This window comes from Leptospiraceae bacterium, from assembly GCA_024233835.1.
GTDB lineage: Bacteria > Spirochaetota > Leptospiria > Leptospirales > Leptospiraceae > JACKPC01.
Window position 1 is genome coordinate 790,083 of record JACKPC010000001.1, and the last position, 13,941, is coordinate 804,023.

Genomic DNA, 13,941 nt, shown 5'->3' on the forward strand with positions numbered 1-13,941 from the left:
CCTATTTCTCCAGACAATAAGCATTGGCCCGAACAGTCATGGTATGAAACAGAAAATAGTTAGTTTGTTCATAACGGGTTACGATACCGCTTATCGTTCCTGTTTTACATTGTTCGATTAATTTTGTGGGTAACTCCTCCACAAAATCGTTATTGAAATTAAAAGCTAAAAAGATAAACTTACTTACTTCTGCTTCAATCTTTTTACTGCGATTTGCCGGTTGCGGTGTTATGGACACACTTTTTAGAGATACACAATGGCTTAAGATAAGCAGTGTAAATATAATAATCAGTTTATTCACCCTTCGATTCTCCTTTTTCTTTATTGGGCTCTGAACCTTTTTCGGAGCTTGAGTTGTTTTGTGTTTCATTCGTTTTTACTTCAGTATTTTTTTCTTTTGAGCTTTCTTCTTCTTTTAGTTTTCCATAACAATAGCCTACAATTTTCCCGATTTCACCGCTGATGACAGGATATTGTGCGGATTCTCGGATAGAAATGAGGCCCGTTATTTCCCCGGAAGGACATTTCTCATAAATTTTTTTAGCAAGACTATCGAGATAGGTTTCATCATAAACCGCTTTTCCCGTTCTCGGACCCATATTCGAGAGTGCAAGGATAGTGGCGAGCCCCTGAATTTTATCTGCATCTCTCTGGCTTATCCTCCCCGAATTTCTCAGAATCTGAGCAGTGGTCGAGGCCGTTTTGGCAACTTCAATTCCGAGTTCACTTTTCATGATAGTAAACTTCTTCAAGTTTCCTCTTCCTGCCTGTATATCTCCCATAGAATATTGATGAAGCACAGCGCAATGACTTAAGAGGATACAGCCGAATAAGCTAATATATTTCATTTATCTTAATCTAAATTTGATCCTGATTTTGTAAAGCTTAAAAGTTACAGATTCTTTTTCTTTTTTAACTATTCCTGCTTCATCTCGGGCTTTACAGGATATTTTTCAAAAGATGTCTTAGTTTATTTATATTTTTTAAATCTATGTATATTTTAATATTCGCATGTGTTTTTTTATTGTATCAAGGATACTCTCCAAATTTTATGTTTGATTTCTATTTATCTGAAAGGAGCTTATTATACTCAGAAAAATAAGAGTAATAAATGAATGGACTGATTTAGCTATTTTTTATGAACTGGATCTGTGAAAATACAAAAAAATATACTGATTTCTATTTTCGTGTTACTCTTCTTCTGGCAGAGTATAGGTTTCGCTAAAGAAACAAATAGACTTATTCCTGAAAAATCAGGTTTAGAAGAAATCTTAGAAACAAAGCAACTCATGATTTCAGTATCTGAAGATAACGAACCTTATTACATTTATGATCCTAAACCCGGTTATCCCGGATTTGAAGTAGAGATTGCCCGGGCTTACGCGGATTATCTCGGAGTCAAGCTTACAAAAATCACTCCTCTTACTACATTTAAGCATCACGCTGAAGCCCTGGAGAAAGGCAAGGTCCACATCTCAATGGGTAATTCCTCGAACTTAGAGAGGGGAAAGCTGGTTTCCTTTAGCCTACCCTATACTTTTACTTCTACAGGAGGGCTTGTCAATAAACTTGCTATACCTCCGGAACCGGAAGGAGAAGTAGTTAGCAATAATCCCTATAAAAGCATTCTGGATTTACAATTTCAACCGGGAATCCGGATGGCGGTTAAATCGGACACATACAATTATACATTTATCAGGGAGCAATTTGGTGGTAAATTTCAGATTTACACTTACTTAAAAGACTCACTGGCCTTACAGGCTCTATTGAAAAATACCGTAAATTGTTATGTGGCAGATAATTTATATATAGAGGGTTTATTACAAAAGTATCCTTCTCTTAAAAATGATTATAAACCTCTTTTAAGTTCTGTTGTTGAAAAGCAAATAAGTATTGCTGTAAGAAAATATGACATTCTCCTCTTAACGGATTTGAACTTCTTCATACGTGAAATGAAGCGCTCCGGACAAATTGAAAAATTAAAACAGAAATATTTTAATAATAATAAATGGGTTACCGGTAAATAGGAGGAATGTTGAATCGATTATACTTTGGCTTTATTCTAATTTTCTTTTTTATCTCATTTTCCCTTGTAGCAAAAGAGGGTGAGATTAATATCAATTATAACGGAACGGTTCGTTCCAGAACATTCTTTTTGGGTCGAGATGTTCTTTTAAACCGGGTAAGTCCAACAAGCCCTATCTATTCTAAAGAGTCAGAAATAGATCAAAGAAATAGCAATGCTTATGATCTCTATCAATCCGAGTTGGAAGCAAGAAAGACGGGCAAGCCTTCCGTTCTCTCTCCTCATAAAGAAAACCTTCAGTATCAGGATGCCTGGTTATCTATGAATATTAACTTTATCTTCAGTCAGTATGTAGATGCCCTCTGGGGGTTTCGTGTAGGAAATATAATTTGGGGAGGAAAACCACAAAATACATCCAGTCCAAATTCACCTTATGTCCTCGGTGGTGGAAGCGGTGGGGAGATGGGGCTTGGTGAAACTGCAGGAGTCAACTTACAAACGAACTTTTTGTATATGAATTTTAAAACCCCTTCCCAGCATATGAATACAAGGGTGGGCTTGCAACTATTCTCTTCTGTTCGCGGAAGGGTGTTATACGCACAGGGAACCGGAATTAAAATGACCAAGGACATAAATCGTTACCACATAAATCTAATCGGAGGATGGATGCGTGCCAGAGAGCGTTCTTTTCTGGACAGGGACGGGAACGGATTTTCCGATAAAAACTTCGTCAATGTAAATGTCTATTTTTTAAGTGCTCGCTTAAATTATTTCCATTTCATGAAAAACGAGTTATACACTTATTATCAGCAGGATAGCGATCCCAATGATCCTTCCCAGGAAACCGGTGTTTTATCCTGGCATGGATTCTACAATGAATTTAACTTTAAAAAATATAGCTTTGTAGTTCACGGGATTTTAAATCAGGGAAAGGTCCGTTCTTTAAACCCGGTACGGGATGAAACAGGAGCTGCTATTTTTGATAAGACTGACCGACATCGGATAAAAGGTGGAATGTTAGACCTCGAGTTTTCTTATTTTTTCGATAATCAAACGTCTTTAAACTTTATTACAGTGGCAACATCCGGAAGGCCGGGTGCTGAAACAGATGGAGTGGATGCTTCTTATCGGGGAAACGGATTTCGAACCCTGTATCCCGGTTTTAGTATATCGAACGTAGCCATAGACTGGACAGGAGGATATGCCATTTTTGGAACCGGTTCCCTTGGTGTTCCACTTTCCGGTCTGGCGGAATATGGAACCTATGTAACCTTTCCGCTTTTTCGTCTGAAAGCTACTCTGGGTTATTACCAGTTACATGCACTTAAATCTCCTCATATTGAGAATAACCGATACTTCAATACGGAAAATTATAAAAATACTTCAACTTATTTCGGACAGGAGTATAATTTTGATCTGAGATGGATGGTCCTGGGGAATTTATATTTGATCTTCCGTTCCGGTTATTTTGTTGTTGGAGATGGTCTCAAAGCACTAAACGACACCCTCTATGGAAGTTCTATTCGGGAGGCTTTTTTAAGTGCAGAGGTTAAATTCTAAATCTGTATGCGGGAGCGAATTGCTTTTCCCAGCGTATATTGATCCGCATATTCGAGGGTACTGCCTACGGTGACACCGTGGGCTATCCTTGTCGTCCTGATTCCTTCTTTTTTTAAAAGTTCATTCAAGTAGCTGGCTGTAGCATCCCCTTCCATATTCGGATTGGTGGCAAGAAGAATCTCTTCAATTCCAGCACCGGGGATTCTATCCATTAGCTCTTTTATTCGCAGGTTTTCAGGTCCGATTCCGTCGAGAGGAGAAATTACCCCATTCAAAACGTGATACTTTCCCCGGAATTCACCGGTTTTTTCTATATAGAAAATATCTTCCGGTTGTTCCACCACGCATACAACCTTACTATCCCTACTATCTGAGTTGCAGATTTCACAAATAGAATGCTCGGTTATGGCTCCACAAACAGAACAGTAACCCAACTTTTCTCGAATATCAGAAAGATTTTCTAAAAAACGGGAAAAGCTGGATTCATCAAGCCTGAGAAGGTGAAAGGATATTCTCTGGGCACTCTTTTTTCCTATACCCGGAAGAGAGGCAAGTGTAGAGACTAATTTTTGGAATAGTTCCTCAGTCACCTGAGCCGCCGAACATTTCGGAAAGCTTGGTCGGATCGATTCCGCCGGTTACCGATTTTAGTTCATGCGCCATTGCTTCTTTTGATTTTTTTAGGGCCTCATTGGTTGCTGAAATGATAAGGTCTTCCAGCATTTTGACATCATCTGCTTCGAATAACTCTTTATTAATTTTAATATTAGAAACATTTCCATCTCCCGTAACGGTAACGTCTACCATTCCGGCTCCAGCAGAAGCAGTTACACGAATCAGGGAGATTCTTTTTTGAACTGCAGCCATTTGCTTTTTCATATCTCTCATTTTAGAGATGGTATCTGCCATTTTTTTACCAAGCATACAAATCGTACCTCTAGTTTAGATTTCTGGTATTTTACCCGGTTCTATTTCTGTACCGGAAAATTGTTCCATGATTAATGATTCCACGTCGGGTTTTTCAAGGCTTTTTGAGTTTTCTTTTTTTGCAAGTTCTTCTTTAATTTCAAAAGTTGCTTCAGATTTGGAGGGTTCTACTTCACCGGACTGTTGGGATTCTGATGCTGAGGGAATCGATTTTCCGGAGGGTTGTTTCTGAATGAGTTCACTCAAAGCCCGAATTTTTTCCAGAACCCCGGATAAACTCGGTTTATTCAGTTCATTGATAATTTTACGAAACTGGAGTTCTAAAAAAATTTTTATTTCATAGGAGTTGCGTAATTTGAGCTGAATTAGCTTCTCATAAATTTTAAAACTATATTCCGAAAGCCGGGTCAGAACCTCTATATCATAAGGTTCCACTTCTTTACGAATTTTCTGAATATCTTCAGCCGGAAAATTAATATTCTCTCGATCTGCGAGGTTTTCCTTGATTAGAACAGTTGAATGGGTAAATTCCACAAAATCCCAAACAAATTTCTGCATATCGCTCCCATCCTGAAATAACTTTTCCAGACTTTTAATTACCTGATGGTGGCTGGTTTCTGATAAAAGATGAGATAGAAATTCTATGTGAATTTCTACACCCTGGTAACCCAGCATTTTTTCGATGAGCTTTGCATTTAAATTGGAGTCCGTAAACGTAACTGCCTGCTCCAAAAAAGAAAGTGTGTCTCTAACGGAACCGTCTCCTTTTTTGGCTATCCAGAAAAGGCCTTCCTGATCGTAATGAATCGATTCTCTTTTGCATAGTTCCTCGACATAAGCCTGAAGTTCTGCAATCGGAACTTTTTTAAACACAAAATCCTGACACCGAGAAAGGATGGTTTCCGGGATTTTATGGTATTCGGTTGTAGCGAGAATAAAAACTACATGGGGAGGGGGTTCTTCGAGGGTTTTTAAAAGGGCATTGAAAGAGGCATCGGTAAGCATATGAACCTCGTCAATAATATAAATCTTATTCTTCCCGCCCATCGGGTTAAACTTTACACTCTCTCTCAGGTCTCGAATATTATCAATCCCCCGGTTACTCGCTGCGTCTATCTCTAAAACATCATTGGAAATACCCCGAGTGATTTCCTTACAGGAAAGGCATTCACAACAGGGTTCATTGTCCTCAGTGGGTTTTTCGCAGTTTAAGCGCTTGGCAAGAATCCTTGCAATGGTGGTTTTTCCTACACCTCTCGGACCAAAAAAAATGTAAGCATGACCTACTCGATTGGTTTTTAGTGCATTTTGAAGGGCATTAATGGCCAATTTTTGATAGATAACTTCTTTAAATTTTTGAGGTCGGTATTTACGGGCAAAGACCTGGTGATTATCGCTCATTGTGGAAGTTTCGGAGAGACCGGGATTCGAACCCGGGGTGCTTTTGGCACACACGCTTTCCAAGCGTGCACATTAGACCACTCTGACATCTCTCCCTTCACTAACAAAGGAAAGAAAATCCCCTGTACGTCAATTAAAAACTACGAAGAGAGTTAAAAAAAACCTCAAATTTCTCCTTTACACGGGAGTCCGGATGGTAAAGAAGCTCGGGAAAATGGTTTTTTAAGTAAATTTGTTCAGGACTGAGAGAAGAAATTCCCTCAGCCTTCGTATTCCGAACAAGGTAGATAACTTTTTTCAAACGGGAAAGAATGATCGCACCGGTACACATCAGGCAGGGTTCGAGGCTTGTAATCAGCGTAAAATTATTCAAATAACGGGACTGAATTTTTTCCTGAGCTCTTGCAATACTTAAGACCTCGCTATGAAAATGGCTGATACCACTGGCTTCAGTCCGGTTATTGGCTTCCGAAACAGGAAGGAATTGTTCATCAAAAATACGAGAAAAAGAAGGAAGATCAGCTACTCTCGGAATTTGTAAGAAATCCCGAATAAACCCTTCCATAGCCAGTTCTTGATTTGAATCAAGCTTAAAAAGGTCTATCATCTATAAAAGAACTAAGCTGCCTTTTCCTCCAATTCAAGGTATATGGAGCAGGTTTTAAATTTCTCACAGGAACAACGATTCAGGAGATTTTTTACATCTTCTTTCATGAGTATATCTTTTGAACTCGGACAGGATTTGATTGCTTTGGAATATTTGGGACAAAAAATACTTAATTCATTTTTCTTTCTCTTCTTTGACTTTACCATAGGCAAGAAAATATCAGCACTAACTGTACTGTCAAGCAGTGTTTCTATAAAATTTTCAGGAAATGAAGTATCCTCTTAAAAAGTCGAGAATTGCTTTTTTTTGTAAGTGAATCAGCCGCTTCCCAAGAAAAAGGGAGCTTCGGGTTAAATACTCAAAATCTCCTGTTTAAGATCTTTCATGAAGTCCATATTCCCGGTTTTAAGCAAAGCCTGCAGGGTGGACTTTTCGGAAACTGTAATATACTCTTTTTCCTTTAGCTGTCCGAGTACCTCCACTACTAATTCATATTCAAGACCGAACAATTCGGAATAAATCCATTGAATGGTAAATTTCATTCCCACCCTTTTGTGATAACGCACAAAGGAACGGGTGATCTCATCAATTTTTAAGCGACGTTTTACTAACTCCTGCATCGTCTCCAGAATAAAATAGATTTCCATATTATCCTGAAAAAGGCGTAACATGTGATCATAAATTTTCGGAGAGATTAAAGGAAGATTGTAAATATTATCCTCGAGAGAAAGATAGAGATTTCTTTCATCATCTTCGCTCAGGTTTGTATAGTGGGTGATTTCTGAAATAACTTCCGGTGGTAAAATTAAGAGAAACTGAGAGGCAAGGTTAAACCTCTGTTTGGTTCGAATTAAAAAAACTATGAGTCTACAAATTCTACCGGGAGAAACTAAAGCCCAGTAGCGGCTACTTTTCATAGCAAAATAATTGATTGCTTCCGGACTCCTACCAAACATCTTTCGAACCTCCAGGTAATTTCTGTAATCACTGTCGAGGATTTTATAAATGGATTCATCGGAAAGGCTTTCTACAATTTCACTTATATCTTCCGGTTCGCAGATTCCAAAAAAATAGCGGGCCAGATCCAGGTTAGAATCTGAGCTATTAATAAAGGTTTCTATAATAATGGGCTGAGCTTGAAGAAAGGCAGAAATGGCTACTGTAAAAGCATTTTCTCCATCTACAAAGGTAGATAGTTTTTTATTGGCAATACATATCTCGTCCAGTTTACTTCGCATCCAGGGATTTGAAGTAAGATTTACCTTACAGTTATCTGCACAGCGACGGTAAATATCTGTATCAAGAAAACATTTTTTTATCTTGCTCTCATTATTATCCACATTAAAATCTTCTTCTATTTTACAATTTCACCACAATTTCTCATGTCAGAGGCATACGGATTCTTAATTTCTTTGCCTTTTTTTACCCAGGTTTTCATTACCATAGGACAAAAGAAGCGATTATAATCAGATGCTACTCCATACATTTTATTTAGCTCAGCCAGATTAATCGAAAAATCTGAGAAAGATTTAAGGTATTCTTCTCTTTTCGTATTATCAAGCCCTTTTAAATTTTCTTCCATTTTTCCGAGATAGGCGAGCACTCCGGGCTCTTTTACTTTATTTTTGGCTTCTGTAACTATTTCTAAGATACTACTTACATCAGGAAGAATAGTATCACTCTTAAAAAGCTGTTCATTTACTTTTTCATTTTCAGTAAATATTTGAAGCAGGGTTGTTCTTGAATCCTGTGAAAGGACTTTTACCTCTCTGTTTGGTTTTTCACACTGATAAAAAAATGAAAAAAGAAAAAATAGAAAAATTAAATACCTCAAAATGTCCCCCTTCCTGTTTGTTAATATCCTCATAAAAATTCTTTTTTTCAATAAAAAATAAAAAAAAAATGACTATCCTTAAAATTTTGCATTCTGGATTTTTATATATCCTCTCGAGAAACTCGGAATCATCTTTTAAGGTAAATCAATTTCCCCCTCAAAAACAGTTTCAGCGGGACCGGTCATAAAAACTTCCCCGGTATCGGCCCATTCTATCCATAAGGTTCCACCTTTTAAATCAATTCTAACTTTTTTATCTGCTTTCCCTAAAAGATTAGACGCTACTCCGACCGCACAGGCTCCTGTACCGCAGGCAAGGGTTTCACCGGCACCTCTTTCCCAGGTCCTTTGATAAAAGTGATTACCTCCCAGTTTCGTTACAAACTCTACATTAACCCGTCTCGGAAATAATGGGTGATTTTCAATTTGAGGACCCAGCTCATTAACCGGAAAAGAATCTGAATCCTCCACAAAAACAACTGCATGAGGATTTCCCATGCTAACGGCTGTAAATTTCAACTTATATCCGGAAATCTCCAGCTCTTGATTGATGATAGGTTTATCACCTGACATTTTTAGGGGAACCAGCTCCGGTTTTAAAATGGGTTCTCCCATATTTACCTTTACCATGGATACCTTTCCTGTATCATCTAATTCCATGTCCAGCTCTAATAAACCTTTGCCTGTCTCTATAATAGGACGAGTTTTGGAAGTTAAACCTTTATCATATACAAATTTTCCTACACAACGAACTCCGTTTCCGCACATTTCCGAAGAGGAGCCGTCCGAATTGTACATGTCCATCATGAAATCACCATCTTTTGAAGGTCGAATAAAAATGACTCCATCACTCCCGATTCCAAAATTCCGATTTGATAGAAATTGAATTTCCTTTTCTGTAAGTCTTATGTCTTCTTTGGTAGCATCAATATAGACATAATCATTCCCGATCCCATGCATTTTGGTGAAACGAATTTTTCTCAACGAAGCCCTCCCGGAAATAAATGTAAATACTGTAAAAGGTAATTATATCCATCTATCTGCCAAGTGTTTTTCAATAACTATTCTCTGGTAAATGAATCCTTTTCGCGTACAAGTTGAAATTTTCAATTGACATGATAAGACTAAGAACGAATCTGAACCCTATGAATCAGAAAACAGCTAAACTTATCAGAAAATATGCCCTTTTAAAAGGAATGGATGAAGAGAAACTCAAGAAAAGTCTCAAGCGTGAATGGCAGGCTATGAACAAGTTCCAAAAGGACAAGCATCGCCAGGATATGATTCAGGCTCTCATTAAGAAATAGAAATTATTTCCTTTCCCCTTAATCTTTATACTTATTTAATTAAATAAAGTACTTGATTTTTGGATAGTTCATTATATATTCGTGAGCCGGAAAATTAGGGTATGAAACTAACAACAAAAAATAACATTCACGTATTTAGACTGGAAGGTTCGATCCTGCAGGATGAAGGTGAGAAGCTCGATCTTTACTTCAGTGAGCTTTTAGGCCATGCCGAAAACCAAATAGTTGTAGATATGACAGAAGCCAATCATATCTGCTCTATGGTGCTGGGTCAACTTGTGTTTTACAAGAAGAAAGTTAATGCGCTTGGAGGAGACATAAAGCTTATCATAACTGATGAAGACCTCCTTGAGCTTTTTGATATTACACTTCTAAACAGGGTGTTTGAAATCTATTCCAATATGGATGAGGCTCAATCCTCCTTTGAAAACCAATAGAAAAGTCATTGCTCTTGCCAGCAATAATCAGAAGAAAATTAAAGAGCTAAAAGAAATCCTTTTAGCTTTTTCTATTTCCGTTAAAACACCCGGTGAATTGGATATTGATTTTGAAGTCGAAGAAACCGGTAGTACTTTTGAAGAAAACGCAGCTTTAAAATCAGAAGAACTCTGCCGTTTAACGTCTCTTCCTTCTGTTGCTGATGATTCCGGTCTTTGTGTTGAGGCTTTGAATGGCGAACCGGGACTTTTTTCAGCTCGTTATGGAAAACAGGGGATGAATGACAGAGAAAGAACACAATTTCTTCTGGATAATATGAGAGGGAAGGTAAATCGAAATGCTTATTACTATTGTGCAATTGCCTTTAGTCTTCCGGGAAAACAGACCCTCTTTTTTAAAGGCCGTTGTGATGGAATTATCACAGAAGATTATGATGAGATAGGCCAATATGGTTTTGGATATGATCCTATTTTTTACTTTCCCCCCTTACAGGAACGCTTTTCTCGTGTATTACCCGAGGTAAAACATCAGTATTCCCACAGAGGGCTCGCCCTTTCTGAATTTAAATCTTATTTAGAAGGGAATAATACTTCTTTGGCTACAGATATAGATTTCAGCTGAGTTTTAATTCTAATTAGATTCAAAATTGCAGAAGAAATCCTTTGTACGAGCACAATTTCCTCCCGATTCATATTAGAGTTTGCTTTTCTTTCTAAGAATACCTTAAGTAAGGGACAGGCACCTATTTTGAAATTCCAAATTTCTTCCGGAAAATCATCAAATAGCTGAGTTTCGTTTATGTACAATTTCCCCACGTTCGGAGAACCAGGAATAAATGTGACTTTGTTTACTGCATTATCTCCAGAAACTAAAAAATTAGAAGTCAGGGGGAGATGCTTTTCCAGTAGAAACAGGCTCGCAATTTCTTTACCAATCTCTGAAAGCTTATGAAAGGTAATAGAATTATCGGGTAAGGGAAACCTTGGAAGTTCTCCTTCCTTACAGCCTGAGTGATGGAGGTTTTCATAATCTTCAGAGAATAAAACAGCTAAAAAATAATTTAGAATATCTTCTGAAGTGAAAGCCTTTTCCTTCTTTATACCCGGAGAAAAGTTTTCTTGTAGTATCTTTTCCAGTTTTTGAATAAATTCCATTTGAAAGTTATGTTGCTTTTCTGAAGAGCCTTTCTTGATACTGAAAAGGGGAATTTGAACAAATTCGACATCTGAACGTCCTGAGAAACAGGAAGCTACCAGGTACCTGGTGGTATAAAAAAAGAAAGAATGCTGATGAGAATTTGAGTGCTTTTCCAGGACAAGATGAATTGAATCACCTTTATCCATATATAGAAGATCATCTGTTAGTCCGGGAGCAAAAACCGGATTATGGAAAAAAAATCTTATGTCATAAGGACGATAAACAAAAGGATAAATATGCTCGGATAATTTATCTGTAGTAATGGTTTTAACATCTTCCCGGATACTTCTTATTTCTTCCGGATTGATTTCCTTATGTTGAAATCCATCCTGTTTCAGTTTTTTAATGCGTTCTGAAAGATTATGTATTTCATAATCCAGAGCAATATCCTGATAGGCCAGAGATATGGCACGAGGTAAGGCCCGGAAAACTGTCTCCAGGGGCAAATAGGCCGAATAATAATGTTTTTTTTCCTCGTTTTTTTGTAAATTCTGCATAAATGAAACCATCCGAGAACCAGATTGACTGTCAGCAAAAAATAGCTAAATACTAAAGTATTTCTTATAATTAAAAATTATAATTAAAATTCAAGAAAAATTGAAAGTCATTTTTTTCTTTATTATAATAAAAGTCTTTTTCCAATCGCCCTTGAAACTGTAATTTTTGTTTTTTTTGTTGTAAAGTGCCCAGTGAAGAAGAATCAGAATGGGTATAAAAACTATGAAGTACCTGTAACGAATAAATCAATACAAATAATGAGACGCTTTGATTATAGGTTCTAACTTTTCTTCTATAACGTGAATAACTTTTAATTTCATCAAGCAGTAGAAAAGAGCTTAAAGGAACATTCACAGGATCAAGAAATAAAGGGCTATAATGTTGCGTTTTTTCCCTGTACTGATTTTCTGATTTCAAGACTTCCCTGTAGGAATAAGCTGTGTTGGCTAAAGCAGCCCAAAAAAAAACCTATACCCATAGGTAAACTGAGGACTATCTAAACTTCCCAGACCGATAGGAAATAAGAAATGATGATAAAGGGAAGTATCTCTAGTTGATTTCGGTTCTTCTTTTGGTTCTTCTTCGTATGAAATACTTTTAATGATGGATTTTGGAAGAAAGATACGTTCTCCATTTTTTTTAAGTATATGTACTTCATCGGCATTCTGTTGTTGGAGTATACCTTCTATAAGCTTCCCATCCTTGAGTAATATTTTATCTGAGTATATTGAAAACGGCAATAAACAGTAAATGAACAAAATGAAGCTTATAAAAGGTCGCATCCTTTATAGAGGATTTAAATATGATATTTTAAGTCAATTTCTTTTCCTTCCAAGCCGTATAGTTTTATATAAAAGATTCGAAGTTTTGCAAGTCCGCTTCTGTGCAGATTACGACATTGACTCATAGAAATATTTAGTAAGTTCCCGATTTCTTTGAAACTTAATTTCAAACTTCTCTGAAAGAGCTTGTTATAATATTTTTCCTTGTTCTGTTTTAGTTCTTCCATTTTTTCCGGTTCGGCAATTTTTAAAGCTTCATTAAACTTATTCACTCTTTTTAATAGGAAAGCCTGTTTCAAATCTTTCTTTTGTTTCATTTTACGGTAGGATGTCCAAAACTCCAGACTTGAAATCCCCTTCGTTTTTAGATAAAAGAAAAGATCGGACTCATCTGAGTTTGAAAGTTTAATATGATATTTTAAACAGATGATGAGTCTTTCCTTAAAAAGCAAATCTGTATCCATTGCGGAATGTAAGGTTTTTGCTGATATGCTGGGTTTGAACTTATAGGAAGGAATATTAAGACTATCTAACATTACATCAACATGTTTTGATTTGTAGATCTGTTCTTTTCTTCTGAGATTCCTTAAAAGATTTTTTGCATAAACAAAAAGGAAACCAAAAAAGTTTGTATAGTATTTATTTTTATAAACATCCAAACAAGTTTTAGCTTTCGAATGGAATAATAAAAATAAATCTGAAACCTCATCATCATTGGCCATACAATATTTTTTCACATTTTCCATGATCCAAATCCCTCCCTTTTCAATAAAAGGAGAAATATTTCCGCTTGAATAATATATATTCACTGATTCTAATACTTCTATATCACTTGGTTTTTTCATCTTGGGGACAGGTTGACACATAGAAAAGCTATGTCGACTCATTCTTTCGGATAAAGAAAAGACTAAGCTTCTATAAGTGGATTTTTACCATAAAAAATTTAATTTTTTTATCCCTTAGATATTCAGATTCAAAAGGCTACTCATAGTTCGCAACTTCATCTGGGTTGAGGGTAGAATATACTCATCTTTCTAAATTTCAAATTCTATATTTTGGGAAGAATCTAAAATATAAGATTCAATAAATCGATCTACGTCCTCCCTGGTCTTCAGACGAAACCATCTTCCTTCGGGATAAGAGACCAGTAAAGGACCCAATTCGCAGCGGTCCAAACAGCCACTGGCATTGATCCGGATTTTTCTACCGGGAGCTTTTTTCTTTGTTTGCTCTTTTAAGTATGCCCTGATTTCAGCAGATGCCTGGGAGCCGCAGGATACTCTTTTTCCATCTTCCCTTACATTCTCACAAACAAATATATGTTTTTCATAGTACTGTGACATAATACAAATATAGATTTCCTG

At 36.7% G+C, this 13,941-nt stretch carries 19 protein-coding genes and 1 tRNA gene; 5 read left to right on the forward strand and 15 right to left on the reverse strand.

Translation table 11 applies throughout. The annotated features are described in order from the left end of the window. Position 1 precedes the first annotated feature (1 nt). Positions 2-301, reverse strand: coding sequence for a hypothetical protein (locus H7A25_03675; GenBank protein ID MCP5498975.1), 300 nt, complete (start codon positions 299-301; stop codon positions 2-4). After that, positions 294-848: a hypothetical protein gene (locus H7A25_03680; GenBank protein ID MCP5498976.1), complete on the reverse strand. Its 555-nt coding sequence runs from the start codon at positions 846-848 to the stop codon at positions 294-296. Before H7A25_03680 ends, H7A25_03675 begins: the two co-directional genes overlap by 8 nt. A 303-nt stretch (positions 849-1,151) precedes the next feature. On the opposite strand from H7A25_03680, the gene H7A25_03685 reads away from it, so the two are divergent. Further along, entirely contained in the window at positions 1,152-2,027 is an 876-nt protein-coding gene (locus tag H7A25_03685; GenBank protein MCP5498977.1) for an amino acid ABC transporter substrate-binding protein, read from the forward strand. Positions 2,028-2,032: 5 nt separating this feature from the next. Then, positions 2,033-3,586 (forward strand): hypothetical protein, encoded by a 1,554-nt coding sequence (locus tag H7A25_03690; GenBank protein MCP5498978.1) that lies wholly within the window; start codon positions 2,033-2,035, stop codon positions 3,584-3,586. Here the strand turns inward: H7A25_03690 and recR are convergent. The 9 genes from recR to H7A25_03735 form a co-directional block, all read right to left on the reverse strand. After that, entirely contained in the window at positions 3,583-4,176 is a 594-nt protein-coding gene (recR, locus tag H7A25_03695; protein ID MCP5498979.1) for a recombination protein RecR, read from the reverse strand. The genes H7A25_03690 and recR overlap by 4 nt on opposite strands. Continuing rightward, complete coding sequence (locus H7A25_03700; protein ID MCP5498980.1) at positions 4,169-4,510, reverse strand: YbaB/EbfC family nucleoid-associated protein; 342 nt, start codon at positions 4,508-4,510, stop codon at positions 4,169-4,171. The genes recR and H7A25_03700 overlap by 8 nt, the downstream gene beginning before the upstream one ends. A gap of 18 nt (positions 4,511-4,528) precedes the next feature. Then, the gene (dnaX, locus tag H7A25_03705) at positions 4,529-5,914 is read right to left on the reverse strand and encodes a DNA polymerase III subunit gamma/tau (GenBank protein ID MCP5498981.1); all 1,386 of its coding nucleotides are present in this window, start codon (positions 5,912-5,914) and stop codon (positions 4,529-4,531) included. 11 nt (positions 5,915-5,925) lie between these two features. Then, a tRNA-Ser gene (locus H7A25_03710) sits at positions 5,926-6,009 on the reverse strand. A 38-nt stretch (positions 6,010-6,047) separates the two neighbouring features. Next, on the reverse strand, positions 6,048-6,521 hold the full coding sequence (locus H7A25_03715) for a nucleoside deaminase (GenBank protein MCP5498982.1): 474 nt from the start codon (positions 6,519-6,521) through the stop codon (positions 6,048-6,050). Positions 6,522-6,532: 11 nt separating this feature from the next. Next, on the reverse strand, positions 6,533-6,727 hold the full coding sequence (locus H7A25_03720) for a hypothetical protein (protein ID MCP5498983.1): 195 nt from the start codon (positions 6,725-6,727) through the stop codon (positions 6,533-6,535). A 144-nt stretch (positions 6,728-6,871) separates the two neighbouring features. Next, a complete protein-coding gene (locus H7A25_03725; GenBank protein ID MCP5498984.1) occupies positions 6,872-7,861 on the reverse strand; it encodes a hypothetical protein in 990 nt (329 codons plus the stop codon). Between the two features lie 14 nt (positions 7,862-7,875). Further along, positions 7,876-8,355, reverse strand: coding sequence for a DUF3347 domain-containing protein (locus tag H7A25_03730; protein MCP5498985.1), 480 nt, complete (start codon positions 8,353-8,355; stop codon positions 7,876-7,878). 135 nt (positions 8,356-8,490) lie between these two features. Continuing rightward, positions 8,491-9,339 carry a diaminopimelate epimerase gene (locus tag H7A25_03735; GenBank protein ID MCP5498986.1) on the reverse strand — a complete coding sequence of 283 codons (849 nt, stop codon included), beginning with the start codon at positions 9,337-9,339 and terminating at the stop codon, positions 8,491-8,493. Positions 9,340-9,500: 161 nt separating this feature from the next. Between H7A25_03735 and H7A25_03740 the strand changes: the two genes are divergently transcribed. The 3 genes from H7A25_03740 (at position 9,501) to rdgB (ending at position 10,721) form a co-directional block, all read left to right on the forward strand. Beyond that, on the forward strand, positions 9,501-9,662 hold the full coding sequence (locus H7A25_03740) for a hypothetical protein (protein MCP5498987.1): 162 nt from the start codon (positions 9,501-9,503) through the stop codon (positions 9,660-9,662). 101 nt (positions 9,663-9,763) lie between these two features. Then, on the forward strand, positions 9,764-10,099 hold the full coding sequence (locus tag H7A25_03745; protein MCP5498988.1) for an STAS domain-containing protein: 336 nt from the start codon (positions 9,764-9,766) through the stop codon (positions 10,097-10,099). Beyond that, positions 10,068-10,721: an RdgB/HAM1 family non-canonical purine NTP pyrophosphatase gene (rdgB, locus tag H7A25_03750; protein ID MCP5498989.1), complete on the forward strand. Its 654-nt coding sequence runs from the start codon at positions 10,068-10,070 to the stop codon at positions 10,719-10,721. Before H7A25_03745 ends, rdgB begins: the two co-directional genes overlap by 32 nt. Here the strand turns inward: rdgB and H7A25_03755 are convergent. The 4 genes from H7A25_03755 to H7A25_03770 form a co-directional block, all read right to left on the reverse strand. Beyond that, positions 10,670-11,794, reverse strand: coding sequence for a hypothetical protein (locus H7A25_03755; GenBank protein MCP5498990.1), 1,125 nt, complete (start codon positions 11,792-11,794; stop codon positions 10,670-10,672). The genes rdgB and H7A25_03755 overlap by 52 nt on opposite strands. A 70-nt stretch (positions 11,795-11,864) precedes the next feature. Then, positions 11,865-12,212 carry a hypothetical protein gene (locus tag H7A25_03760; protein MCP5498991.1) on the reverse strand — a complete coding sequence of 116 codons (348 nt, stop codon included), beginning with the start codon at positions 12,210-12,212 and terminating at the stop codon, positions 11,865-11,867. Positions 12,213-12,591: 379 nt separating this feature from the next. Continuing rightward, positions 12,592-13,422 carry a hypothetical protein gene (locus tag H7A25_03765; GenBank protein MCP5498992.1) on the reverse strand — a complete coding sequence of 277 codons (831 nt, stop codon included), beginning with the start codon at positions 13,420-13,422 and terminating at the stop codon, positions 12,592-12,594. 189 nt (positions 13,423-13,611) lie between these two features. Beyond that, positions 13,612-13,920, reverse strand: a complete 309-nt coding sequence (locus H7A25_03770) for a (2Fe-2S) ferredoxin domain-containing protein (GenBank protein ID MCP5498993.1) — start codon at positions 13,918-13,920, stop codon at positions 13,612-13,614. Positions 13,921-13,941 lie beyond the last annotated feature (21 nt).